Origin of the sequence: Paraburkholderia sp. FT54 (assembly GCF_031585635.1) — a bacterium.
In the GTDB taxonomy this organism is placed as follows: domain Bacteria; phylum Pseudomonadota; class Gammaproteobacteria; order Burkholderiales; family Burkholderiaceae; genus Paraburkholderia.
In genome coordinates this window covers 1,432,002-1,455,836 of sequence record NZ_CP134195.1, presented here as the reverse complement: position 1 = coordinate 1,455,836, position 23,835 = coordinate 1,432,002, and the positions used below count along the sequence as shown (strand labels likewise).

Here is a 23,835-nt window from a genome sequence, read left to right as displayed (position 1 = left end):
CTCAGGCGTGGCAATGCACGGCGCAGATCAGCTCGCGCGAACGTTGCAGCGCGGCCTGCGCGCCACGCGACGCCACGACCCAGCCGACCTGGCCGAGATTGAAATCCTGCGACACCATCACCTGCATGAGGGCGACCATCGGTAAGACCACCGACGGCCGGTAAAGCTGGTCTCTGATCAAAGCTGGCATGACGACTCCCATCGCACGGCGCCGGTTCGGCATCGCGCTCAATTTACCTTTCGATGGGAGGATTTTAGGGAGATGGCTCTCGCGGATAAATACCGGGAACGCGAAGTCACTTGTTTGTCAAACCGAACAATCGTTTCCGGACACCTGTGGCCGCAGCCGCCGATAGCCCGCATTCGCGGGCCCGCCGGCGAGTTCAGGAGGCGTTGGCCACGTTAAGCTGCGCGTCCCACAAACTACGGGCATACGCGCTTGCCCCGACCGGACGGCTGTACAGATAGCCCTGCTGCTTGTCGCAGTCGATCGCGCGCAGGAACGCCGCCTGTTCGGCGGTTTCCACCCCTTCGGCGGTGACGTTCATGCCGAGCGAGTGCGCCATCGCCACCACCGCCTGGGTGATCGCAATCGAATCGCGATGATCCGGCAACCCCGCGACGAACGAACGATCGATTTTCAGGTTATGCAGCGGGAAGCGCTTCAGATACGACAGCGACGAGTAGCCAGTGCCGAAATCGTCGACGGAAATGCGCACGCCCATGGCGTTCAGCGCGCTCAGCATCGGCAGGACGGTTTCGCTGTCGCTCATCAGCAGCCGTTCGGTGATCTCCAGTTCCAGCGCCGTCGGCTCGAGCCCGGACTGCGCGAGACAGCGCTCGATCCGCTCCACCAGGCCGTCGTTGAACTGCCGCGGCGACAGGTTCACCGCGACGATCAGCTCCGGCGCCAGCGTGCGCCGCCATTGCGCCACCTGCTGGCAGGCCCGCGCCAGCACGAAGTCGCCGATCTCGACGATCAGCCCGGCATCTTCGGCCACGGGGATGAATTCGCCCGGCGACACGTTGCCCAGTTCGCTGTTGTACCAGCGCAGAAGCGCCTCCGCGCCGATCGTGCGGCCGTCGTGGCTGTCGACGATCGGCTGATACACGAGACTCAGTTCGTTGGCGGCGAGCGCGCGCCGCAGCGATTGCTCGATCGTGAAGCGCCGTTGCAGATGCTGATTCAGCTCGGCGGTGAAGAACTGGAAGTTGTTGCGGCCGCGCTGCTTGGCGTGATACATCGCCGAATCGGCGTTGCGCATGAGCGTGGCGACGTCCTGGCCATCTTCGGGAAAGCGGCTGATGCCGATCGACGCGCCCAGGTAGTACTCGTTGTCCGCGACCGCGAACGGCACTGCGATCATGTCCAGAATGCGGCGCGCGAGGCCGATCAGATGCCCGGTGTTTTCATACGCGCTGACCACGATCACGAACTCGTCGCCGCCCACGCGCGCGAGCGTGTCTTCGGGCGAGATGCACGCCGAGAGGCGCTCGGCCACGCTGCAGAGCAAGGAATCGCCGGCCTCGTGACCGGCGGTGTCGTTGACCTTCTTGAAGCCGTCCAGGTCGACGAACAGCACCGCGACGCTCGCCAGCTCGCCCATGCCGGACGACATGTCCGGCGTGAACAGATCGCGCATTCGCTCCGTGAGATAGGCGCGGTTGTAGAGGCCGGTGAGCGAGTCGCGCGTGGCGAGAAACTTGAGCTGCCGCTGGGCCTCGCGCACCGGCCCGATGTCGGTGAACGAGATCAGTACCGAACTGGGTTCGCTCTCGCCCGGCTTGATAATCGGCACGACGTTCTCGGTGATCCAGACGATGTCGCCGCCGATCAGCTCGACGCCGATCGTGACGCCGAGCACGGGTTTGCCGGTTGCCAGTACCTGGACGGTCGGGCGGGCAGTATCGGCGACGAGCGAGCCGTCCTCGTGATACGCGCGCACCATCACGGTATGAATACTGCGACCGACGATTTGCGGAGTCGCGCGCAAAATGCGCTGCGCACTCGGATTGCAGGCAAGCACGATGCCCCCGCGCGACTGCACGACGATGCCTTCGATCAGGTGATCGACCACCAGCCGGTGATGCTCCTCGCTGTGCGCAAGGCGCTGAACCATGGTGTCCTGATGCACGGCGAGGCCGACGCTGTGGCCGATGTCGCGCAGCATCGCTTCTTCCTCGACGCTCGGACGGCGCGGCACGCGGTAATACACCGCGAAGGCGCCGAGCACCACGCCGGAATCGTTTTCAAAGGGCACCGACCAGCAGGCCCGCAGACCGATTGGTAGCGCGAGGTGCCGGAAGTCGGCCCACAGCGGATCGATTTCGATATCCTCGACGACAACGAGGCGCCGCTCGTACATCGCGGTGCCGCACGAGCCGACCCGCGGACCGATCGCGGCGCCGTCGATCGCCGCGCTGAAGTGCGCCGGCAGCGACGGCGCACCGCCCACTCTGGCGTGCACGCCGTCGGGATCGAGCAACAGGATTGAACAGGACGCCCCTTCCCCCAGCAGCGCTTCCGCGCGGCGGCATACTTCGTCAAGCAATTCCGGCAGAGGCGTGTTGCGGGTGATCAACCGCAACACGGTGCGCTCCGACGCCACCACCCCTTCGGCGAGATTTGTTCCATAGCGGCCTTCAGGCGCTGCTCCCAGCGTGTTATCTGATGTCGCTTCGCAAGTCATATGTGCGCCCCCTAACCCGACATCGGCAAGCTAGTGTACGCGGCACACGGGGGTTTACGCGAGGCCGGCGAATTTAATTCGTCGCGCGGCGCAGACGGGTTGGCTAATGGGCCGGTCGATTGGCGAGGCAAACGGCGCAACGGCCATGCCGGAGCATGTGATGGCGCCGTGGGCGGGCGCCGCGCGGGCCGGGGTTTCGGGTTTCGCTACCGCCTGTTGCGGAGGCGGAGCCCGAATCACGCTGGAACACGCGGCGGCGACTTGCGGATGAGCGCGATCAGCTGTGCTGATCTGGTGGACGGCCTCCGCCTCCGCCGCCACCGCCGCCGTGTCCTCCGCCACCGCCACCGCCTCCACTGCCGTGTCCTCCGCCACCGTTGCCGCCGCCCGGCGGCCTGCCTCCGCCCCCTTGCGAAGAACCGCCTTGAGGCCGGCCACCGGCATCGCCCTGCGGTTGACCGCCCGGCGGACGGCCGCCTGCATTACCCTGCGGCTGACCACCCGGTGGCCTTCCTGCTCCATGCCCCGGTGGCGGTCCACCCGGCGACCCTCCTCCGCCGTGCCCTGGTGGCGGTCCACCCGTCGACCCTCCTCCGCCATGCCCCGGTGGCGGTCCACCCGGCGACCCTCCTCCGCCATGCCCCGGTGGCGGTCCACCCGGCGGCCTTCCTCCGCCATGCCCCGGTGGCGGTCCGCCCGGCGGCCTTCCTCCGCCATGCCCCGGTGGCGGGCCACCCGGCGGCCTTCCTCCGCCGTGCCCCGGTGGCGGTCCGCCCGGCGGCCTTCCCGCGCCGGGTCGCGGCGGAGGCGGCGGCGGATGATGAGCCCAGCGCGATTGCTGGCCATACCAAGGCCGGCCGCGATAATAATTGCCCCAATACGTGCCGATCGAGAACGTCACGATCGGCAGCCCGATCACCGTGCCGTAGTTCATCACCGGTACGTTGGCGCCCTGGTAGGGATAACTGAGCGACCCTGCATAGACCCAGCCGCGCAAGTTCGGCGCGGCGACATCGCACCATTGATAGCTGCTGATGCAGCCCATGACGCTCAGTGGCACACCGGCCGGCAATTGCGTCACGATTGGGTAATCCGATGCCGGACCCGCGCGCACGTTGGCAGTGGTGTTGGTATAAGCCTGCCACTGCGCACTGGCCACAGCGGGCAAGGCGAGCACGCCGGCCGCCGCATACAGACAACGAACGAGGTGTTTTTTCATTCTTTCTCCCGTTTCAAGGGCCGCGTTGTCTTGCCGGCCTGTCCTGCTGGTTTGGTGAGTGCCGCTTCCGGTCCCCGAATCGCACGCCGCATTGCCATGCGCGGCCCGGTTGCTCACAGGCGAGTTGCACGGCACATGCCTGAAAGCGTTCAGTCAACCTCCCGCGTCGATTCCTGCCGTCCCCGTGAGGCAAGATTTGGTAACCACCCACCTGAAGTCAGGCGTTTTTCGGGCGTCCGCATTACGGCGACTCGGCCGATCATCCATTGCATGAAAAAGCCATGCACTGCCCGGACCGCAATGAAATCAATCCGCCCGTTTCTGATTGCCACGCTGATGCTCGCGCATCCGGCCGCCCACGCCGCCAGCTTCGACTGCGACAGGGGACGCTCGCTAACCGAGAAGATGATCTGCAACAACCCCGCGCTCTCCAAGTTCGACGACACGCTGGGGCAACTGTACTGGAAAGCGCGTCGACGGGTCACCGACCGGCGCGCTTTCCTCACCGACAGCGACAGCAAGTGGGCATGGCGGGAAGCGAACTGCCGCGATGCGGCGTGTCTGGAGACGTGGTACGCGACGCGTATCGATGAACTGCGGAAGCTGATCGACAGCATGCAAACCGCAGCGCCGCGTCCCTCCGCTACACCAGTTGAGCCGGACACGCGGCGCAGACCGCTCATGACGCCCGTGCCACCCGCCGACATGGCGACGCGTCAGTGCACGGCGGCGAATCCGGGGATCGTGGTGAACGAACAGTGTTCCGCCGTGCTCAAGGAGACCAGCGGTCAGTGGAGATACCAGCCGCACGGCGGCGACTGGTTCTGCGGCGTCGCGATGCTGGCGCCGGCGGAGACACAGACGCACGCCGTGCAATAGGAAAGTCGTGCGCATGCCCGTGGCGGCGCCGCAGGCATGCAGGCCGCTTTCGCGAAGGCGGCAAAGCGACGCTACCGGCTGCTCCAGAATCTGCGCTGAACCTCCATCACCTCGGCTTCCACTTCGGGCACCGGGCCGATCACTTCGACCGGTTTCTGGCAATGATCGAAGACATACCGGCAATCCACGCTCATGGTTGGATTCTCGGCGTGATCGCCGGTCGCTTCCAGCAAGCGCTTCTCGGTCATGCCGAACACAACCCGGCCGATGTTGGCCCAATACATCGTCCCCGCGCACATGCAGCAAGGTTCGACCGACGTGTACAGCGTGCAACTCCACAAATACTCCGCTGTGAAGTTCAACGCCGCCACGCGCGCCAGCACCGACTCGGCGTGATTCACCGTGTCGACATTGCCCTGCTCCATCAGCACGGTCTCCTGGTCCGGTCCGACCAGCACCGCGCCGAACGGGTGATGCCCTAGCAACGTCGCCCGCTCGGCCACCCGGCTCGAATGCCGCAGATGCCGCACGATCTGCTCGTGCGTGGGCGTCAAACCCTGCGGCGGATAGTTGGCGGCCGTCGCGGCGGCCTCCGTCGAAACCGTCAGACTCACGGGCGATCTCCTCGATTAATAGTTAGATTAGCGAAGCAAATTTTTACTTGGGCAGCGACCCATCCACGCCCTGCACGAACCAGTTCAAGCGCAACAGTTCCGGATCGCTCAGCGACTTGCCGGCGGCGACCTTCACCGCGCCGGACTGATCCATGATCGGACCGGCAAACGGGTTGAACCTGCCTGAGATGATGTCGTCGCGCTTCTGGCTCAAGGCTTTTTGCGCGGCCGGCGAAACGGCGTCGGTGTTGATGTCGGCGAGGTCGATCGCTTTCTCTTTCAGCCCCCACCACACCGGCGAGTTGTTCCACGTGCCCGCCATCACCTGATCCACCAGGTGCGTGTAGTACACGCCCCAGTTGCTCACGCATGCACCGAGTTGCGCGTTCGGTCCGAACTTCTTCATATCCGAGTCCCAGCCGAACGCATGCACCTTCTTCTGCTCGGCGGTCTGCATCGTCGCGGTGGAATCGGTGTTCTGGATCAGCACGTCGGCGCCCTGGCCGATCAGCGTTTCGGCAGCCTGCTTTTCGCGGCCCGGATCGAACCAGCTATTGATCCACACCACCTTCACGCGTGCGTTCGGATTGACCGAGCGAGCGCCCATCGTGAATGCGTTGATGTTGCGCACCACCTCGGGCACCGGCACGGAACCGACGAAGCCGAGCGTGTTCGACTTGGTCGTGTAGCCCGCGACGAGCCCCGCCAGGTAGGCGCTCTGATAGGTGCGCACGTCATAGGTGGCGAAGTTGGCGGCCTTCTTGTAGCCGGTGGCATGTTCGAACACGGCGTCCGGAAAGTCCTTGGCGACCTTCAGCTCGAAATCCTGAAACCCGAAGCTCGAACCCACCACGATCTTATTGCCCTTGGACGCCAGATCGCGGAACACGCGCTCCGAATCCGCCGACTCCGGCACGTTCTCGACGCGCGTCACCTTGACCTTGTCGCCGAATTTCGCCTCGAGCGCTTTCACGCCCTGTTCGTGCGCGTAGGTCCAGCCGGCGTCGCCCGGATTGCCGAGATAGACGAAGGCAATGCCGATCGGCTGCGCGGCGGCGGCCGACGCCCCCGCCGCGCTGATTGCCAGGGTCGCGCCGAGCGTCGCGGCGAGTACGGTTCGGACGGTGTTGATGCGCAATGAACGATGCAGCGCTCGCGCCAGCGTGGTTTTCATGGATTCTCCGAAAATGGTTGAAGGTGCCTGCCCCAGCGCTCGGGATAACCCGGGCAAGGCTCCAGCATAGGGGGCCATATTCGAAGGTCAATTTCAGCGGAAAAATTATTATTCGTTATGCCGCCTATAACGTCGCTAGTATTCTGGTGCCGCCAAAACACGTTCGACGTCTTCGAACGAGTGCATCGGAGAAGTGGTACGGCAAGCGCCTTATGTGAGCGCAATATCACTCTCACCAACCCGCAACACTCTTTCGGAGATTCAAAATGACTCGCTTCCAAGGTAAGTCGATTCTCGTCACCGGCGGCAGCAGCGGCATCGGCTTCGCGGCCGCCAAGGCATTCGCCGACGAAGGCGCCCGCGTGGTCATTACCGGCCGCGACGCCGATGCGCTCGAAACGGCCAGATCAGCACTCGGCGCCCATGCCGTCGCGGTACGCAACGACGCCGGCTCGGTAGCGTCGGCGCGTGAACTGGCGGCCGCGGTCAGCGCCGCCGGCATTCGGCTCGACGCGGTGTTCATCAACGCCGGCACCGCGAAATTCGCGTCGTTTCCGGACGTCGACGAAGCCTTCTGGGACGCCATGTTCAACACCAACGTCAAGGGCGCCTACTTCCAGATTCAGGCACTCTTGCCGTTGCTCAATCGCGGCGCGTCGATCGTGATCAACGGGTCGATCAACGCCCATATCGGCATGCCGGCGTCGTCCGTGTATGCGGCGAGCAAGGCCGCGGTGATTTCGCTGGCGAAGACGCTTTCGTCGGAATTGCTGCCGCAAGGCGTGCGCGTCAATGTGGTGAGCCCGGGCCCGGTGCAAACGCCGCTGTACGGCAAGCTCGGCCTCGACACCGCTGCGCTCGAAGCCACCGCCGCGCGGATTCTCGACCAGGTGCCGGTCGGCCGTTTCGGTACGCCGGAAGAAATCGCCTCGACCGTGCTGCACCTTGCGGCGCCGGAATCGGCGTTTATCGTCGGCACGGAAATCATCGCCGACGGCGGGATGAGCCAGCTTTAAAGCCGCGTTCAAAGCCACGCTGCTGGCGAGCCATGCACATGGCTCGCCAGCAGTGAACCTCCGCAACCCCGCCGCAATTCAGTGAAGCTTCGGCGGCGGCTCCGGCTGGTCCTCATCGGGCATCTCGCCGTCGCCGAACAATTCGCCGCACACGCTTTCGCCGAGTTCGCTCAGGCGCGCTGTGCCCCTGCCTTCCTCGTTGAACGTGGTGTCGACCAGACCGCCGTCGACGAGCGCCGTCAACTGCCGCCGCAAGCCGCTCATCGGCACGCCCGCCTGCTTCGACAGTTTGGCGAGCGACCACGCGCCGCCTGGCGTTTCCCGATGCGCGCGCCACAGTTGCGTCAGCACGGCGACCAGCACCGGATCGAGTTCGTCGTCTTCCATGGTGAGAGCCTCCTTGTTCTCTTATGCCTTGGTTACGCCATCTGCGTGACGAGTTCGCCGAGCGTCTTCAATGCCGCTTCGGTCTGCGCCGTCCACGGATAGCTGTAGTTGAGCCGGATGAAGTGGCGAAAATCATTGCGCGTCGAAAACATCATGCCCGGTCCGACCGTGATGCTACGCGCAAGCGCCGCCTGGTAGAGCCGCATCGAATCGACACGCTCGGGCAGTTCCACCCAGAGTACGTAGCCGCCCTGCGGCGTCGACATACGAGTGCCGACTGGAAAAAACCGTTGCACCATCGCCATCATGATGCTCGCCTGCTGCCGGTAGATCTTGCGCACGTGCCGCAGATGCCGGTCGTAGCCGTCCTGCCGCAAATAATCGGCGACCGCGACCTGCGGCACCGACGGCGTGGTCAGCGTATTCAGAAACTTCAGCTTCTCGACCTGCGCGCGGTAGCGCCCCGGCAGCGCCCAGCCGATCCGGTACGACGCTGTCAGGCTCTTCGAAAACGACGCGCAATGCAGCACCAGCCCTTTAGTGTCGAAGTTCTTCAAGGTCGACGGCCGCGTCTCGCCGAAGTACAGCTCCTGATAGACGTCGTTCTCGATCACGGGAATCTCGTGCGCGGCGAGCAGTTCGACCAGTTGCCGTTTGCGCGCGTCGGGCATCTGGAAACCGAGCGGATTCTGGAAGTTCGGCATCACCATGCAGGCCGCGATCTTCTGTTCGGCGATCACCTGCGCGAGCGCCTCGATATCGATGCCGTGGGCCGGATGCGTCGCCACCTCGATCGCGCGCATGCCCAGACGCTCGATGGCGTGCAGCATCGCGTAATAGGTCGGCGATTCGACGGCCACCGTGTCGCCGGGTTTGGCGACCGCCTGCAAGCTCAAGTTGATCGCTTCGGTGGCGCCGAGCGTGATGACGATTTCGTCGGGATCGACCGGCACGCCGTTCTCGGCGTAGCGCCGGGCGATCTGCCGGATCAGTTCGGGATTGCCCGGCGGCAGGTCGTCGATCAGGTTCCAGCTCGCATGGCGTCGCGCGATCGCGTTCGCGTACTGGTTGATGCGCCGCCACGGGAACAGCGTCGGATCCGGATACGGCGAGCCGAACGGCACGGCGTCGTGCGCGCGGATGCTGCGCAAAGTCGACAGGACGAGGCGGCTGACGTCCACGGCAGCGGCCACCGGCGGCGGCTGGGGAGTGGCCGGGCGGCCGGGCGGCGGCTCGCCGGGCATCACCGCCCGCGCCGCCGCGTCGCGCACGAAATAGCCGGACTGCGGACGGGTCTCGACAATCCCACGGCTTTCCAGCAACGCGTACGCGTGCAGCACCGTCTTGATGCTGACGCCGTGTTGCTGGCTCGCCTGCCGCACCGACGGAATCCGCTCGCCCGCCGCGAACACGCCGCGGCGCACGGCTTCGGTCATTTCGTCGGCAAGTTTTTCGTACAGTTTCAAGGGGCTGAGTCAATCAGAGGCATGGACAGGACTGCAAGTCTATGACAAATATTGTGTAACTGTATCCCTTCGCTTTCCAATTTTCTGTATGCTGCGCCCCATTTGGAACACAGTAGGCTTGCGCCCATCGGCTCTACAGCCTCGTTCCAGCCCGATCCGGCGCGCAACATCATGAAGAAATCCGAAGCTCGCATCGAACCCTATACGCACCCCGCCGCAGGCTGGGGCGCGCTCAAGTACGTCGCCATCAACCTGATCAAGGAAAAGGTGACGGGCGGCGACTACCGCATGCTGTTCAAGCAGAATCAGCCGAACGGCTTCGACTGCCCCGGCTGCGCGTGGCCGGACCGCGAGCATGCGTCCACTTTCGAGTTCTGCGAAAACGGCGTGAAGGCCGTGGCCGCCGAGGCAACCAGCAAGCGCGTGACGCCGGCGTTCTTCGAGGAACACACGGTCGCCGAATTGATGACGCAATCGGACTACGAACTCGAACAGCACGGCCGCCTGACCGACCCGCTCGTCTACGACGCCGTGCGCGACCGTTACGTGCCGATCGGCTGGGACGAAGCCTTCGATCTGATCGCCGACCACCTCAAGCGGCTCGACGATCCGGACCGCGCCGCCTTCTACACCTCGGGCCGCGCGAGCAACGAAGCCGCCTTCCTGTATCAGTTGTTCGTGCGCATGTACGGCACCAACAACTTCCCCGACTGCTCGAACATGTGCCACGAGGCGACCAGCCGCGGCCTGCCGCATACGGTCGGTATCGGTAAAGGCACGGTGACGCTCGACGACTTCGAACACGCCGATACGCTCCTGATCTTCGGCCAGAATCCGGCCACCAACCATCCGCGGATGCTCGGCGAACTGCGCGAGTGCGCGAAGCGCGGCGCGACCATCGTGTCGATCAATCCGCTGAAGGAGCGCGGCCTCGAGCGCTTCGCGAGCCCGCAGCATCCGGTGGAAATGCTGACGATGGGCAGCACGAAGATCAGCTCCGTGTTCATTCGCCCGAAGGTCGGCGGCGATTTCGCGCTGATCAAGGGCGTCGCCAAGCGCGTGATCGAGCTCGACGACGAGGCTTTGGCTTTGGGCTTCGAACGCGTGCTCGACGCCGCGTTCATTGCCGAACACACCGTGGGCTTCGATGCGTTCGCCGACGATCTGCGCGCCGAAAGCTGGGACACGATCGTCGCCGAAGCGGGCGTGCCGCTCGAAGACGTGCTGCAGCTCGCCGACATCTATGTGAAGGGCCGCGCCGTGATTTCGACGTGGGGCATGGGCCTCACGCAGCACAAGAATTCGGTGCCGACGGTGCAGATCCTGTCGAACCTGATGATGATGCGCGGCAATATCGGCCGGCGCGGCGCGGGCCTGTGCCCGGTGCGCGGACACTCGAACGTGCAGGGCGACCGCACCGTCGGCATCGAGGAAAGGCCGACGCAGGCGTTTCTCGACCGCCTCGGCGAAGTCTACGAGTTCGAGCCGCCGCGCGAGCACGGACTCGACGTCGTCAATACGATTCAGGCGATGCTCGACGGCAAGGTGAAGGTGTTCATCGGCCTCGGCGGCAACTTTTCGATCGCGACGCCGGATACGCCGCGCACGTGGGAAGCGATGCGTTCGTGCGATCTCACCGTGCACATCACGACCAAGCTGAACCGCAGTCACCTCGTGCATGGACGCGACGCGCTGATTCTGCCGACGCTCGGCCGCACCGAGATCGACCTGCAGAATGGCGTCGCGCAAGGCGTGAGCGTCGAGGATTCGATGAGCATGGTGCATATCTCGTACGGCATGAACAAGCCGGCGTCGGAAAATCTGCTGTCGGAAATCGCGATCGTCGCGCGCATGGCGCATGCGACGCTCGGCAGCGAGAAAGTGGATTGGCTCGCGCAGGCTGCAGATTATTCGCTGATCCGCGACGGCATCGCGAAAGTGATCGACGGATTCACGGATTACAACGAGCGCTTGAAGAAGCCTGGTGGCTTTCACCTCGGCGTGGCGTCGCGCGAGCGGATCTGGAAAACGCCGAGCGGCAAGGCGCAGTTCCTGGTGCATGCAATCGATTTGGCCACGCCGATTCATCAGGCGCGCAAGGAACATGGCAGGCGGCTGATGACGCTGATGACGACGCGCTCGCACGATCAGTACAACACGACGATTTATGGTCTCGACGACCGTTATCGTGGTGTGTATGGGCAGCGTCGCGTGTTGTTCGCGAACAAGGACGACCTCGCGATGCTCGGTTTCGCGGCCGGACAGCGCGTGGATATGACGAGCGTGTGGGCCGATGGCATCGAGCGTCACGCGGAAGGTTTTCTGCTCGTGGAGTACGACATCCCGCGAGGCTGTCTCGGCGCTTACTATCCCGAGACGAACCCGCTGGTGCCGCTGTCGTCGGTCGCCGACGGCGCGGGAACGCCGACGTCGAAGTCGATTCCGGTTTTGTTGAAGGCTTCTTCCAAGGTCGAGGCGGTGGCCGCCTGATGCCCGTTCGTCAGGCCTGTTTCTTCGCCAGCTCGCGCTGCGTCAGATAGAGACGCAGATCGAACTCGATCTGGTGGTAGCCCGGTTGCATGAATTCGCAGAGGCGGTAAAAGGCCTTGTTGTGATCGCTTTCCTTCAGATGAGCGAGTTCGTGCACTACGATCATTCTCAGAAATTCCGGCGCCGCTAATTTGAATAACGAGGCGATGCGGATTTCTTTCTTCGCTTTCAGCTTGCCGCCCTGCACACGGGAAATGCTCGTGTGCAGACCTAGCGCATGGCGTACGACGTCGAGTTTGCTGTCGTAGGTCACTTTGTCGATCTGGTCCGCGCTGCGCAGGTGTTCGCGTTTCAGGTCGGCGCAATAGGTGTACAGCGCTCTGTCTGTTTGTATGTCGTGCGTGTTCGGATAGCGGGCGGCGAGGTACTGGCCGAGTTGGTCTTCGGCGATCAGCTTTTTGACCTTCTCCTGAAGCGCGAGTGGATAGCCGGTCAGGTATTTCAGGTGGGACATTCTGCTCGGCACTCCGTCAAACGCCGCCGCGATTGGCTTCGCAATCTTCCCAATACCGAAGCGGATCGCGATGGTCGGGGTACTGCTTGTCCAGCCAGTCGGAGAGAGGCTTCCACTGCGGATGGTTCGGGCCGCTCCTCGTGTCCCAGAACGAATCCTTCAGGACGCTGTTGTTGCGGCCGCGATCGCGTACGACGATCCGGCAGTGGTCGTTCGAGTCATGGAATTCCGCCTTCAAGTAGTAGCGCGGAAGGATCTGCAACGCGGCGCCCTCCACGATACGGCCCTGCGCACGAACGACGCCCGCGCATTCGATTCGCAGAACACCGTCCACCGACTTGTCCGCACGCCATCCGACCGGTAGCCTGACCACGCATTCGTCTTTGCCCACCTTGATCCAGTCCATGCGCCAGATGCGGGCGAGCGCGTCGCGCACGGCCGCCGCGTCTTCATAGCCGGGCGGCAGTTCGAATTGGGCCGGTAGCACGACGAGTTCGTCCCCTGTCGGCGTAACGCCGGCTGGCGTGTCGAACGGGTCGTTGCCGAAGGGATTCGAAGGCCGGCTGGCCGTGGTGTTGCTGGTGGTCGGCAAATCCCCGAAAAGGCTTTCGGCGGCGCGGCGCGCACGCTTCGATTTTTCACTGCCCATCATTTTGCTCCGGTGGAATTGCGTTGGTCTGCGGGAAACGCAGTTGGTTTGCGTCGCAGCATCGCACGTGTCGAATGCGCAGGCGAATGGTTGCATATTTCGAACACTGTAGTGGGCGCCACGGTTCCCCGCGTGATTCCCTTGATGATGGTCGAATCCCCCACAGGCGCCGTTTTGAGCACGACATGGCCGCCCGCACCCAAAGCAGCGGACGCCTGGGTTCGATGCGGCAGTTCACGCGTTCAGCCAGCCACGGCACCTGCACGATCCAGGTGATCGCGTCGACGTCGCCGACAGCGAACCGTGGGCTCGCATCGGCGCCTCCGCCAAAACGGGCGATTGCAGGAAAAGCGTCCGGCAACGCGCACGACGCTCGTCGACGGCCTTAAGCCAGGCGGTCAAACGTGCGGCAGGTCGTCAATGCATTTTTCGACATGATCGCCCGGGACATCGGTGTCAATGCCATCGTGGCCGTCGGTGTGAGAGACAGACACAATTTTGGGGCCCAGAAACCGGGTGCCGCCGAGCGTAAAAAGGGACCAAACAGCGTCTCCCCGACGAAGCGCGGCGACGACTTCGGCCACCTCGACCATCGACGTGGGGGACAGCCAGTCACGCGTCGACGGCTCGACGGGGGCCCAGCGCACGTGGGTGATCCTGTCGTTCGCCGGGTTGATGCGAATGGCGTCTATAGCAAAAGTAGTCACGTCTGCCTCCATCATCCTGACAAAGGGATTTCGTCATTATGCGCCGCATCTTTTGCGGGGGATCAGGAGGTGGAATCGTGAACAACGTTATCAGATCGTGCAAACGGAATCCGCTGGTCTAGCGTGCGGGTAGCTTTACCACGCTCCGATCGCGGGGGCTTGCACGGCCGTTTTGCAGCACCATCCATTCCGCGTACACCTAGCGGCGTCGACTGCGCATCGCTCTAGCTTATTACACGGACAGAGTCGCCTGCCCTTGCGAACGACGCCTCCGTTCCATTCTTTCTCGAACAAGCCGCTGAAACGGCACTTCAATGAAGCGGTAGGACAATTCTCCGCAGATAATGACGAGACTTCCGGCCAGGACCGCGCCAAAAACGATATTGCGAAAATTAACAGAAAGACCCGTCGTCCGCGCCATGACTTCCCGTGTAAACAGGATCATCGGTAGGTGACAGAGATACACGGAATACGACCGCTCTCCAAGCCAGACCAGTGGCGAAGCTACGGGAGATCGCGAGAAGTTGGATTTCGATAACCCCGAAAGTAGGCATATGAATCCACCTATTCCAATCGCGGGAAGCACGAAGGGTTGGCTAAGATGCGTTGGCGCCGATATGCAGATCAGCACGCCTACGAACAGCAACGCTATGGAAAAAAGGCGCCGTAGCCGCAACACGGGCAGCGCGTCGTCGGTTTGCAGCAAAATGTAGGTCAAAGCGCCTAGCGCAAACGCCTGCATACGGAAAGCCCAGATAACCGAAAAGCTGGGGGCCGGGAATGCAGACATTATCCCGGCGCCGATCAGCATCAGCGTCACTGCCCATCGGCGACCAGTCAGGCAAATCAGCGTCGTCAATAGCGCGTACATCTGCCATTCAAGTGACAGCGACCAGGTTACGCTGTTGAAGTCAGCATTGCCGCAGGTTGGGCCGAAATGGTTGACGCAATGCACCCAATATGCATTCGAGACTCCGAAGATCGCCGCCGCAGCGCCTACTGCGATCTTTGCCGGGTCTGCGTTAGGGATAGAGGAAGTGAAAACAGAGATGCATACCGACGCCACGCTCCAGAAGAAGACCGCCGGAAACAATCTCCCCCAGCGCCGTGCCCAAAACATTGCCATGGCTTCCTTGCGCGAGTCGGTCCGTCGCACGTCCCGCAGAAACGAGTGGCAAATCAGAAAGCCGGAGATTGCGAAGAAAATGTCGACCCCGGACCAGAATGCAAAGTGCCCGAAGAGACCTTGATAGCTATCTGGAGTCGGCAGGCGGTTGCGATAGTGCTGGGTGATCACCAGCAAGATCGCCACTGCCCTCAAACATTGGATGTCGTTGTTCTTGTCAGTGTTCATAAATCGGTTTGGCGCCTTCACAGATGCGTAATTTTAGCAGACGCCTAAAGGCGAACGTTTGAACGCAGGCAGACTAAGTCTCCAACAATTCAGATTGCTCTCGCGTTACCTCTCGGCTACGGAGTCAAGGCGGGCTTCGCATTCAGGTTGTGCGCTTGCGGCAGCGGCTGATTTTTATCGGCGACTGCTCGACCGATTTCGATCTGCGGAACATTTTGACTAAGCGCTGGCAGCCGCGCGACGCACACTGGATGGATGTCGCACACTATCGAAGATCGATAGTCCCTTCAGAAGCATCGGGGCTCGCCCACGAAACGCTATTCGCACCTGGTGGCAGACAGATTGACCGCCGCTGTGGGCCGGACCGGTCGGAAGAAGTGAATGCAGGGAATCCGGTTCAGGCCAGAAAAAACCACACGCTTTGGATGAAGGTCAACCCGATAAAAGGCAAAACCCCTGCTGGGTCTGTTGGTGCCGGGGACCGGACTCGAACATCCCTACCCAGCAGGGCTTTCAGGATTTGTGCGCATAAAATGTGCATCTGCACACGCCCTACACACGCGAGGCCAGCAACCTATCCACTGCCTCAATCGGTATTGAACCGGCGGCGTTCAAACGTATTTTATTCTCTAGCAGCATCTTGCGGACTGTCGGACGACTGCGCCCAAGCATATCAGCAGCTTGGGTAATGGTGACATGGTGCGGCCTAGGGCGGCGCGCCGAATAGATCGAGACTGCCCTGACTGCCATGTCGATAGCTTCCTGTTCTGTCATTTGCTCCGTGAGTGATTAGCCAACTTCTTTGTATAAAGGGTGCTGCGGCCAGTTTTTAGCCTTTCGGATTTTCTCTTGTAGGACGTTCTTAGAACGGGCCGGGGTAACAGTATCTCCACGCTCGTTCGTAATTGCCTCCCACTCGCCCGGGATATGGATGCTGTCCCACATTTCCCTATCTGCAACCTCCCAAATGAAACATTTAGGGTCCGTGACAGCGGGAGCCACCTGGACCGTAGTCAGTTTGCCGGTAATCGGATGCTTGGCGGCGGTCCCAAAGACCTTGTAACCGTTCGGCCCCTTGAGGTTTGCATAGACCTTCTTACCGTCCTTGCTCTTACGGTGGAATATCTCCACGAGGAAAGCGCTCCCAAGCAGCTCCACCATGTGCCTGCACGTATCGCCGAGATGATCGCGGCTTTCGAGAAGCAGGCAGCCATCGAGTACCACATCAAGGCAGCAACGATCACGCTCGCGGCTGGCGAACGCTATGCAGGGTTGGTGCTTGGCGAGAACGGCGAGGCCGACTATCACCTCGTATTACTGCCGGGTGAAGCCGAGGACGTTACGTGGGAAGCCGCTGGTAAGTGGGCGGCAGATCTCGGTGGTGTATTACCGACCCGCCGCGAGCAGTCGCTGCTGTTCGCGAACCTGAAGGGAGAGTTCCAGTCGGCCTGGTACTGGTCGGGGCAGCAACACGAGAAAGAGAGCGGTTGGGCCTGGTCTCAGCACTTCAACTGCGGTACCCAGACCAGCGACCGCAAGACCAACGAGCTCCGCGCTCGTGCCGTCCGCAGATTAGTCATTTTGTAATTTAGTCATTTAACAGCATGGCCATCCATACACAGCTTCCCATTTACAAGGTCGCGTACGACTTGCTCGACGTGGTCACGGATCTGGTCAAGAACATGCAGCGCGATTTCAAACGATCCATCGGCGAGAAGATCAACGTCGAGTGCATTGAGATCACGGTTCTGGTATTCCGTGCCAACGTCGCGCAGGACAAGTCGCCGCACCTTACGGAGTTGGTCGAGCGACTGGAAGTGATCAACCTGCTGGTCCGCCTTGCGATGGACAAGCGGCTCATTTCCCGTCATGGCTACGCCAAAGCCATCGAACTCACGACGATCATCGGAAAGCAGGCAAATGGATGGCGTCGCGCCGCAACTCGCCCGCTTCACGGAGGTCAAGGCCGCCATGACTGAGCGAACTTTCAATCTGGTCGTGCCGCTGGCTCACGAGGCCACCGCCATGCGCACCATGGGTACCGACCGCCGGCGTGCGGATCGGTCCAGCGCAGTTTCCCGACTGAGCAATCGGCCGGGCGACGTAGATAGCACGAACAATGCGGTTGGGCCTGGTATCAGAACTTCAACAACGGTAACCAGAACAACAACCACAAGAACAACGAGCTCCGCGCTCGTGCCGTCCGCAGATTGGAACGCACATGCTGGCTTCACTTTCACAGAACTTGCCGAGGCCTATTTCGACTGTCGGCGTACGAAGCGCAACAGCGCCAGTGCGCTGACCTTCGAAGCGAACCTCGAACGCAACCTGCGCCGTCTCTTCGACGAGTTGGCCGACGGCAGCTATGCGCCCGGCCGCTCGATCTGCTTCGTGATCACGCGACCGAAGCCGCGCGAAGTATGGGCGGCAGACTTCCGCGATCGCATCGTGCATCACCTGCTTTACAACCGGATCGGCCCGCGCTTCGAGAAGTCGTTTATTGCGGACTCGTGCGCGTGTATCCCGGCTCGCGGCACGTTGTACGCAGCCCAGCGCCTCGAGGCGAAGATCCGGAGCGTCACGCAGAACTGGTCGCGACCCGCGTATTACCTGAAGTGCGACCTCGCGAACTTCTTTGTCTCGATCGACAAGGACATTCTGCGCGGCCTGCTACTCGCCAAAATCTCCGAGCCATTCTGGGCATCGCTGACCGAGCTCGTGTTGATGCACGATCCACGCGCCGACTTCGAATTCCGAGGCGATCGCAGGTTGCTCGCCCGCGTGCCGCTGCACAAGCGCCTGGTGGAGCAGACGGCGAATCGCGGACTGCCTATCGGAAACTTGTCGTCGCAGTTTTTCGCGAACGTCTATCTCGACGTGCTGGATCAGCACGCGAAGCATCAGCTTGGCGCGCGGCACTACATCCGGTACGTGGACGACTTTCTATTCCTGCACGAGTCGGCGGACTGGCTCAACACGACGCTGGCCGACGTCGACGCGTTCCTGCCGGAGCGTCTCGGCGTTCGGCTGAACCCCACGAAAACGATCCTGCAGCCGGTCGCGCGTGGCGTTGACTTCGTCGGGCACGTCATCAAGCCGTGGGCGCGCACGACGCGTCGACGCACGGTCAGCGAGGCGCTTCGGCAAGTCGCCAGCGTCAACGAACAGGACTTCCTGCAGGTCACGAACAGTTATTTTGGCCTGCTCGGGCAGGCGCCAGCGAGCCATCACGACCGCGCGCGGCTCGCCAATGTGGTCCGGCATCGTGGCCGCGCCGTCAACAAAGCATTCACGAAATCCTATCGGGGAAACTGCGCATGAATGCTATGGCTATGAGAACGCAACCGGCATTACTCGCAGTCACGGCGACCGCTACTGCTGCGTGTCTGTCCATCCTCGCAGGCTGGCAGCGCGGCGGATGGATAGCGGAGCGCGCGTTGTGGATCGCCGTCGGCGTGGTGGTGGTTGTAGCCGCTCACCTGCTCCCTGCCCTCTGCCGTTCGCGTGGTTGGCGTCTGCGGATGGTCGGTGCGGTGCTGTGGATCGCCTGCATGGCGGCTACCTGCTACGGCCATGCCGTTTTCTTCGTGATGGCACAGAAGCACGCTGGCGAGCTGCGCGCCGCGGCGGTTCCGGCGGTCGTGACTCACGGCCGCGGCTTGGCTGAGATCGCCGCCGACCGCGCCGACACTGTGGCGCGACTGGCCCGGGTAACAGAACGCCGGTGCGGTGACCGCTGCGCGACGGTCCGAATTGAGCGCGCGACGCTGACCGCCCGGCTTGATGCCCTAGGCGTCGAAGCGGTCGAGGCAAGGCGCGCCGAGACAGCCCAAGACAGCGCCGCCGCCGCGCGCGCCGCAGCGATGGCTGACCCGGTGACTGGTGCGCTGACCGCATTTGGTCTGCCGGTCGCGCACGCCGACCTGATTGCCGGCCTCGCGTTCGCTGCCGTGCTCGAAGGTGTCGCCTGCTTCGCCTGGCTGCTCGCGCTGCGCCCCGCTGAAGTGGCGGGAATCGCGGCAACGCCCGTCACACAAGGCAGTCACGCCGTCCCGGTCACAGCAGTAACGGATTCCAGTAACGCAGTAGCGCCGGTGGAGTCACCCGAAACCGAGAGTCCTGATGACGTTACTCGGGTGCGGGAAGCAGTCGCCGCCGGCACGCTGCGAGCGACCGTGACCGAGATCCGGAAGTTTCTCGGATGCTCGCAGACCAAGGCTGCGGACATCCGAAAGCAGGTAGCACCCACATGAAGCGAGATTGCTCGGATTGCATTCACAGCACTCTATCCCGCTACCCGGAGTGCAAGCACCCAAAGAATCTGCGGCCTGACCTATTTGGCGACAACCCGATCTTCCGCCTTTGCGAGTCGCATCGTGGTTTCGGTGGCGAGGAAGAAAAGCTGATGCCGTCGATCTGCGGGAAGTCCGGGCGATGGTTCGATAACGGAGAGAAGTGAGGGCGCGGCGCATGAGGTTTTTCACTGGCCTTCACCAGCCGTCAGACGCAAAGCACTTCGACGGCGCGTTCATCAGCAAGAACAGGCTGAAAAAGCGCAAGTCGGGTTTCGTGGTCGGCGACTGGATTCTGGATTCGGGAGCCTTCACAACGATCCTGACGCACGGCGGCTATCCGGAAAGCGTCGAGGTCTACGCAACAGAGATAAAGCGCTGGTCGAAGAACGGGAATTTGTTGGCCGATGTCGCACAGGATTACATGTGCGAGGCGCACATGCTGAAGCTGACGGGCAAGACGATTCTGGAACACCAGCAGCTCACGATCGAACGGTATGACGCCCTGATGCAATGCGACGTTGGCGGCGTCTACATCATGCCGGTGTTGCAGGGCTACGCGCCAGAAGATTACGTGCGGCACATCGAGATGTACGGCGATCGGCTGAAGCAAGGCGCATGGGTTGGAGTCGGATCGGTTTGTAAGCGCAACGGCGACCCGCGCGCGATCGAGCGCGTGCTGATGGCGATCAAGGCAGCGCGGCCGGATTTGCGCTTGCACGGCTTCGGGCTGAAGTCCACGGCGCTTTCGTCGTGGATTGTGAAAGACCTGCTCTACACGGCCGACTCGATGGCGTGGAGCTTCGCAGCGCGCAAGCAGGGGCGCAATGCAAACGACTGGCGGGAAGCGAAAGCATGGACAGAACGAATCAACAGCCGGCCGCCGCCGGCGCAGCAAGGGTTATTTACAGCGGAGGAGCTATGCACGATGTAGCTGAAACGATCGGCGCGCGCCTCAGGCGATTGCGCACTGACGCGCGCCTGTCCGCTTCAGAGGTGGCCCGGCGGATACACATGAGCCAAACCTATGTCTGCGAAGTGGAGCGAAACGAACACCTTCCTGGGCTGACGATGGCCGCCGATCTGGCGAAGCTGTTCGGCGTCAGCCTCGATTACATCGCCGGTCTGACGGATCGCGAAATCAACCCTTACGTGAAGTACCAATGACCATGACCGCCCCCACTAACAAGCTCGACGGAGCGATGATGACCCAGCTACAGCAATATGTGTTTCTCGAAGTCGGCGACGAACAGCTGGCGTCCGATGAAGTGTGGGGCGGCTCGAAGTGGGTTCCGAGTAGCCCGGCTTACGTCGGCCACAAGTATCAGGACGGCATGCCTCCCATTCGCCGCGCCATCGCCCTGCTATCTGCAAGCAAACCTGCCGCGCCGATTGCTGCAATGTCGGCGGATGAATGTGCGCAGGATGTGTATAAGCACGGGCAGTCCATTGGCCTGTTCGACATCCCCAAAGAAACTGCCAACGCAATTTGTGCAGGGATAACGTCCATCACGGGCGCCCGCGTGGACTGGCATTACATCGCGGGCCGCGTCCACATGAAGGCACTCGCCGCATCCCCTGCCGCGCCAGCGCAATCGGCGGAGCCGGTGGCGCTTACAGCGTTACGCCAGCTTGAGGATGCATGCGACAAGATCGCGAGCCTCAGAACGAGAGAACAATATCTTTCGATGATCGACGGCGGCCAGCAAGACGCGCTTATCGAACTCGACAATGCACGGATGTTCGCGCGCAACGCGCTACGCGGTCCCGCCGCCCCGCAGCCAGCACAGACTGCCGTGGTGCTGGACGATGAGCGGGAGCACCTGCGCGATGTCTTTCGCGGCCTGGACAGTGCGATATACAGCACGAAGCCATACGAGGCAGCGCAGCACGCCAACAGACTTCGCAATCTTGTGTTCGAACCAAATGGCTTGCTCGAACGCGCCGCATCCCCGCAACCTGCACAGACGGATCGACTGTTGATTTGGGACGCAATATGCAGTCTATCGATGCGCGCCGACGAACTGAAGGCGTCGAATACATCGCCTGATGGCACATGGTGCGATGCTGACGAAGAGGCTACATACGACGCCGAGGTTACTCTCATTGAACAATTGCGCGCCTTTCACGGCACGCTGCCAGCAAGTGGAGGTGATCAGTGAGCACCGTTATCAGCCCATGTGGCACCTATCGCTATCGGCTGACGCGTACAGCCGAATCAATGGCGCCGATGAAGTCGACCGCGTTGTTCGTCATGCTCAACCCGAGCACCGCCGATGCGCAACTCGATGACCCGACAATCCGTCGATGCCGTGGCTTTGCCAAGCTTTGGGATTGCAACGGGCTCGCAGTCGCCAACCTGTACGCCCTGCGCTCGACGAACCCGGCGGCTCTGTGGACGCATCATGACCCGGTCGGGCCGGACAACGACGACTATCTCTGGAACTTCGCTCGCGAGTGTGGCGATGTCGTGTGCGCGTGGGGATCGAACGCACGGCCTGACCGAGCGGCGCGTGTCGCCAGCATCATGCTCGACGCCGGCGCGCGCCTGTGGTGTCTTGGGACGACGAAGGACGGCTCGCCGCGCCACCCGCTATACGTCCGCGCTGACCAGCCGCTGATCGAATGGAGCCCCGCAGGTATCGCCGCATCCGCAGAGAATGGGGATAAGGCATGAACGGCAACAAACGCTCGCTCTGCGAGGCTATCGGGGTCGCCCAAGCACTGAGGCAAGTACCGCTTTCCTCCACTCATGGTCGGGAGGCTTGCGCTCAGGGACTTGCTGGACGGGACCGCTCGACTCGCAGGTCCACCAAAGGCCGGCCGGTAAGCCATGAGATGTGTTTTGCTTCATCCAACAGCCGCAAGATGTGCATCGGTAAAGGACGTAGCGTGTTATGGGCGATTTTGGCGTACCAAAAACACCTGCTCCGGAGCACTGGAGTTTTTCGTGCGGGGGGACTGTTGAGGCTCTTCCGATCAACGTCTCGCAAGCAAGGCACCGTTCCATCTCGCCCTCACTCTCGGACACAACCGACCTATCTAGTAAGCATAGGTCATACAGATAGGGTCGAAGCAGAATCGATCGCGAAACGTCAGTGATTGATTAAGCGGAAGCAGCAGAACAACGAATGATTGAAACCACGCGCAAACACTGGGGTGTGAATTGGACATAGCGAAAGGAAAACGCGTAAACGCAACCGAAGCGGCGCAGATACTCGGCGTGCCTCGGTACGCGATCAGCCGGATCGATCGGGCCGGCGAGATCATCCAACGATACAAGCTCGGTCACAAAACGCACGTCTACGAACTCGAATCGCTCTATAAATTCCTCGCATCATGCCAATCGAAACCATTACAAAGGCCGGCCGCCGGCGCTACCGCTGGACGTTCGAACGCATCATCGAGGGTTGCCGCGTTCGAAAAGCCAAGCTTCTCCCTCCAGGAATTTCTGCCAAACAGGCGGACGAGTTAGGGCGAAAGTGGGATTCGGAGACTTACGCGCTACACACCGGCGTTGCCAAACCAGTGGTCACAATCGGCGACTGCGTGATGATTCATCTCTCGGACAGAAGCGCAGGCTGGAAAGATGCGACAAAGCGTGTTCAGATCCTCCAAAAATGGGCTCCAGAATATGCCGAACAGGACGCGTCGGAACTGCACGAGTGGTCCAAGAGCATTGTGGGATACATGCGAGCCCGCGTAGATCGCCGAGGCGCGCCAAAGCGGCCACTCTCTGATGCGGCGATTCGGAACGTTCTGGCATATCTGCGAGCGGCGATCAAGTACGCGCACAAGATCGGCAGGTTGGACGCAGACCAAACAGCGCGCATGGTGATACCAGCCGTGAATAACGAGCGCCACCACTATCCCGAGCGGCGAGAGATGTTGGAGATCGCTCGCGCGTGTGTACACCGCGAGGTGCGGGCAGCTATTCGGGTTGCGTTCTATTCGGGGATGCGCCGCGGCGAGATCCTGCGCGCCAAGGTCACTCGGCATGGATATTCGCTCGACGACACAAAGAACGGGCGCCCACGAATCATTCCCATTCATCCGCGTGTCGCCGTGCTCGCGCGGCGAACGAAATTCACTTTGACCGTGAAGCAATTCGAGGAGGCCTGGAAGAAAGCGCGCGCGGCGGCCGGTTATCCGAACACGAAGTTTCACGACCTGAGGCACGGAGCAGCGTCTGAAATGATCAACGCCGGCATCGACCTCTTCACGGTCGGTGGCGTGTTGGGGCACAAGTCAGTGGTGTCGACGAAACGCTATTCGCACTTAGTGACAGACAGATTGGCCGCCGCCGTGGGCCGAATCGGTCAGAAAAGATGAGCGCCGAGAATCCTGTTTAAGGCAGAAAAACCCACACCCTTTGGATTGACGG

The 23,835-nt window shown here is 62.0% G+C and carries 24 protein-coding genes and 1 pseudogene; 12 read left to right on the top strand and 13 right to left on the bottom strand.

Translation table 11 applies throughout. The annotated features are described in order from the left end of the window. Window position 1: 1 nt before the first annotated feature. The 4 genes and pseudogenes from RI103_RS06950 to RI103_RS39600 all read right to left on the bottom strand — a co-directional run. A complete protein-coding gene (locus tag RI103_RS06950; RefSeq protein WP_310814638.1) occupies window positions 2-190 on the bottom strand; it encodes a hypothetical protein in 189 nt (62 codons plus the stop codon). A 193-nt stretch (window positions 191-383) separates the two neighbouring features. Continuing rightward, the gene (locus RI103_RS06945) at window positions 384-2,690 is read right to left on the bottom strand and encodes an EAL domain-containing protein (RefSeq protein ID WP_310814637.1); all 2,307 of its coding nucleotides are present in this window, start codon (window positions 2,688-2,690) and stop codon (window positions 384-386) included. Between the two features lie 54 nt (window positions 2,691-2,744). Next, complete coding sequence (locus RI103_RS39605) at window positions 2,745-3,536, bottom strand: hypothetical protein (RefSeq protein WP_409076989.1); 792 nt, start codon at window positions 3,534-3,536, stop codon at window positions 2,745-2,747. 178 nt (window positions 3,537-3,714) lie between these two features. Then, window positions 3,715-3,909: pseudogene (locus RI103_RS39600) on the bottom strand (SH3 domain-containing protein); the annotation flags it as partial. Between the two features lie 300 nt (window positions 3,910-4,209). On the opposite strand from RI103_RS39600, the gene RI103_RS06935 reads away from it, so the two are divergent. Further along, a complete protein-coding gene (locus RI103_RS06935; RefSeq protein WP_310814635.1) occupies window positions 4,210-4,788 on the top strand; it encodes a hypothetical protein in 579 nt (192 codons plus the stop codon). A 71-nt stretch (window positions 4,789-4,859) separates the two neighbouring features. On the opposite strand, the gene RI103_RS06930 is transcribed toward RI103_RS06935, so the two are convergent. After that, window positions 4,860-5,402, bottom strand: coding sequence for a nucleoside deaminase (locus tag RI103_RS06930; RefSeq protein WP_310814634.1), 543 nt, complete (start codon window positions 5,400-5,402; stop codon window positions 4,860-4,862). 43 nt (window positions 5,403-5,445) lie between these two features. Further along, entirely contained in the window at window positions 5,446-6,576 is a 1,131-nt protein-coding gene (locus RI103_RS06925; protein ID WP_310814633.1) for a BMP family ABC transporter substrate-binding protein, read from the bottom strand. Window positions 6,577-6,842: 266 nt separating this feature from the next. On the opposite strand from RI103_RS06925, the gene RI103_RS06920 reads away from it, so the two are divergent. Then, window positions 6,843-7,592, top strand: a complete 750-nt coding sequence (locus tag RI103_RS06920) for an SDR family oxidoreductase (RefSeq protein ID WP_310814632.1) — start codon at window positions 6,843-6,845, stop codon at window positions 7,590-7,592. A 78-nt stretch (window positions 7,593-7,670) separates the two neighbouring features. On the opposite strand, the gene RI103_RS06915 is transcribed toward RI103_RS06920, so the two are convergent. Then, on the bottom strand, window positions 7,671-7,979 hold the full coding sequence (locus RI103_RS06915; protein ID WP_310814631.1) for a helix-turn-helix domain-containing protein: 309 nt from the start codon (window positions 7,977-7,979) through the stop codon (window positions 7,671-7,673). Between the two features lie 32 nt (window positions 7,980-8,011). Next, complete coding sequence (locus tag RI103_RS06910; protein WP_310814630.1) at window positions 8,012-9,445, bottom strand: PLP-dependent aminotransferase family protein; 1,434 nt, start codon at window positions 9,443-9,445, stop codon at window positions 8,012-8,014. 171 nt (window positions 9,446-9,616) lie between these two features. Between RI103_RS06910 and RI103_RS06905 the strand changes: the two genes are divergently transcribed. After that, the gene (locus RI103_RS06905; RefSeq protein ID WP_310814629.1) at window positions 9,617-11,935 is read left to right on the top strand and encodes an FdhF/YdeP family oxidoreductase; all 2,319 of its coding nucleotides are present in this window, start codon (window positions 9,617-9,619) and stop codon (window positions 11,933-11,935) included. A 10-nt stretch (window positions 11,936-11,945) separates the two neighbouring features. Here the strand turns inward: RI103_RS06905 and RI103_RS06900 are convergent, their stop codons facing one another. The 5 genes from RI103_RS06900 to RI103_RS06880 form a co-directional block, all read right to left on the bottom strand. Continuing rightward, window positions 11,946-12,449 carry a M48 family metallopeptidase gene (locus tag RI103_RS06900; RefSeq protein WP_310814628.1) on the bottom strand — a complete coding sequence of 168 codons (504 nt, stop codon included), beginning with the start codon at window positions 12,447-12,449 and terminating at the stop codon, window positions 11,946-11,948. Window positions 12,450-12,465: 16 nt separating this feature from the next. Beyond that, window positions 12,466-13,101 carry a hypothetical protein gene (locus tag RI103_RS06895; protein ID WP_310814627.1) on the bottom strand — a complete coding sequence of 212 codons (636 nt, stop codon included), beginning with the start codon at window positions 13,099-13,101 and terminating at the stop codon, window positions 12,466-12,468. A 395-nt stretch (window positions 13,102-13,496) separates the two neighbouring features. Next, entirely contained in the window at window positions 13,497-13,805 is a 309-nt protein-coding gene (locus RI103_RS06890; RefSeq protein ID WP_310814626.1) for a hypothetical protein, read from the bottom strand. A gap of 232 nt (window positions 13,806-14,037) precedes the next feature. After that, complete coding sequence (locus RI103_RS06885) at window positions 14,038-15,159, bottom strand: acyltransferase (RefSeq protein WP_310814625.1); 1,122 nt, start codon at window positions 15,157-15,159, stop codon at window positions 14,038-14,040. 789 nt (window positions 15,160-15,948) lie between these two features. Continuing rightward, window positions 15,949-16,320, bottom strand: a complete 372-nt coding sequence (locus RI103_RS06880) for a hypothetical protein (protein WP_310814624.1) — start codon at window positions 16,318-16,320, stop codon at window positions 15,949-15,951. Here RI103_RS06880 and RI103_RS06875 point away from each other — a divergent pair, their 5' ends adjacent. The 9 genes from RI103_RS06875 to RI103_RS06835 all read left to right on the top strand — a co-directional run bounded on the left by RI103_RS06875 (window position 16,321) and on the right by RI103_RS06835 (window position 23,783). Next, a complete protein-coding gene (locus RI103_RS06875; RefSeq protein ID WP_310814623.1) occupies window positions 16,321-16,746 on the top strand; it encodes a DUF1566 domain-containing protein in 426 nt (141 codons plus the stop codon). A 17-nt stretch (window positions 16,747-16,763) separates the two neighbouring features. Next, on the top strand, window positions 16,764-17,138 hold the full coding sequence (locus RI103_RS06870; protein WP_310814462.1) for a four helix bundle protein: 375 nt from the start codon (window positions 16,764-16,766) through the stop codon (window positions 17,136-17,138). A 217-nt stretch (window positions 17,139-17,355) separates the two neighbouring features. Next, entirely contained in the window at window positions 17,356-18,480 is a 1,125-nt protein-coding gene (locus RI103_RS06865) for a reverse transcriptase domain-containing protein (protein ID WP_310814461.1), read from the top strand. A gap of 116 nt (window positions 18,481-18,596) precedes the next feature. Next, window positions 18,597-19,412 carry a hypothetical protein gene (locus RI103_RS06860; RefSeq protein ID WP_310814460.1) on the top strand — a complete coding sequence of 272 codons (816 nt, stop codon included), beginning with the start codon at window positions 18,597-18,599 and terminating at the stop codon, window positions 19,410-19,412. Between the two features lie 217 nt (window positions 19,413-19,629). Continuing rightward, the gene (locus tag RI103_RS06855) at window positions 19,630-20,385 is read left to right on the top strand and encodes a hypothetical protein (protein ID WP_310814459.1); all 756 of its coding nucleotides are present in this window, start codon (window positions 19,630-19,632) and stop codon (window positions 20,383-20,385) included. Beyond that, complete coding sequence (locus RI103_RS06850) at window positions 20,307-20,618, top strand: helix-turn-helix transcriptional regulator (RefSeq protein WP_310814458.1); 312 nt, start codon at window positions 20,307-20,309, stop codon at window positions 20,616-20,618. Before RI103_RS06855 ends, RI103_RS06850 begins: the two co-directional genes overlap by 79 nt. After that, on the top strand, window positions 20,615-21,613 hold the full coding sequence (locus tag RI103_RS06845) for a hypothetical protein (protein ID WP_310814622.1): 999 nt from the start codon (window positions 20,615-20,617) through the stop codon (window positions 21,611-21,613). Before RI103_RS06850 ends, RI103_RS06845 begins: the two co-directional genes overlap by 4 nt. A 59-nt stretch (window positions 21,614-21,672) precedes the next feature. Further along, the gene (locus RI103_RS06840) at window positions 21,673-22,128 is read left to right on the top strand and encodes a DUF1643 domain-containing protein (protein WP_310814620.1); all 456 of its coding nucleotides are present in this window, start codon (window positions 21,673-21,675) and stop codon (window positions 22,126-22,128) included. 662 nt (window positions 22,129-22,790) lie between these two features. Then, the gene (locus RI103_RS06835; protein ID WP_310814619.1) at window positions 22,791-23,783 is read left to right on the top strand and encodes a site-specific integrase; all 993 of its coding nucleotides are present in this window, start codon (window positions 22,791-22,793) and stop codon (window positions 23,781-23,783) included. Window positions 23,784-23,835 lie beyond the last annotated feature (52 nt).

Bases quoted from the DNA above. Each gene is read 5' to 3' on its own strand.
- RI103_RS06845 (WP_310814622.1), top strand. From the start codon at position 20,615: ATGACCATGACCGCCCCCACTAACAAGCTCGACGGAGCGATGATGACC.
- RI103_RS06915 (WP_310814631.1), bottom strand. From the start codon at position 7,979: ATGGAAGACGACGAACTCGATCCGGTGCTGGTCGCCGTGCTGACGCAA.
- RI103_RS06935 (WP_310814635.1), top strand. From the start codon at position 4,210: ATGAAATCAATCCGCCCGTTTCTGATTGCCACGCTGATGCTCGCGCAT.
- RI103_RS06920 (WP_310814632.1), top strand. From the start codon at position 6,843: ATGACTCGCTTCCAAGGTAAGTCGATTCTCGTCACCGGCGGCAGCAGC.
- RI103_RS06880 (WP_310814624.1), bottom strand. From the start codon at position 16,320: ATGGTGGAGCTGCTTGGGAGCGCTTTCCTCGTGGAGATATTCCACCGT.
- RI103_RS06900 (WP_310814628.1), bottom strand. From the start codon at position 12,449: ATGTCCCACCTGAAATACCTGACCGGCTATCCACTCGCGCTTCAGGAG.
- RI103_RS06905 (WP_310814629.1), top strand. From the start codon at position 9,617: ATGAAGAAATCCGAAGCTCGCATCGAACCCTATACGCACCCCGCCGCA.
- RI103_RS06945 (WP_310814637.1), bottom strand. From the start codon at position 2,690: ATGACTTGCGAAGCGACATCAGATAACACGCTGGGAGCAGCGCCTGAA.
- RI103_RS39605 (WP_409076989.1), bottom strand. From the start codon at position 3,536: ATGGCCAGCAATCGCGCTGGGCTCATCATCCGCCGCCGCCTCCGCCGC.
- RI103_RS06950 (WP_310814638.1), bottom strand. From the start codon at position 190: ATGCCAGCTTTGATCAGAGACCAGCTTTACCGGCCGTCGGTGGTCTTA.
- RI103_RS06835 (WP_310814619.1), top strand. From the start codon at position 22,791: ATGCCAATCGAAACCATTACAAAGGCCGGCCGCCGGCGCTACCGCTGG.
- RI103_RS06850 (WP_310814458.1), top strand. From the start codon at position 20,307: ATGGACAGAACGAATCAACAGCCGGCCGCCGCCGGCGCAGCAAGGGTT.
- RI103_RS06870 (WP_310814462.1), top strand. From the start codon at position 16,764: ATGGCCATCCATACACAGCTTCCCATTTACAAGGTCGCGTACGACTTG.
- RI103_RS06895 (WP_310814627.1), bottom strand. From the start codon at position 13,101: ATGATGGGCAGTGAAAAATCGAAGCGTGCGCGCCGCGCCGCCGAAAGC.
- RI103_RS06885 (WP_310814625.1), bottom strand. From the start codon at position 15,159: ATGAACACTGACAAGAACAACGACATCCAATGTTTGAGGGCAGTGGCG.
- RI103_RS06855 (WP_310814459.1), top strand. From the start codon at position 19,630: ATGAGGTTTTTCACTGGCCTTCACCAGCCGTCAGACGCAAAGCACTTC.
- RI103_RS06925 (WP_310814633.1), bottom strand. From the start codon at position 6,576: ATGAAAACCACGCTGGCGCGAGCGCTGCATCGTTCATTGCGCATCAAC.
- RI103_RS06840 (WP_310814620.1), top strand. From the start codon at position 21,673: ATGGCGCCGATGAAGTCGACCGCGTTGTTCGTCATGCTCAACCCGAGC.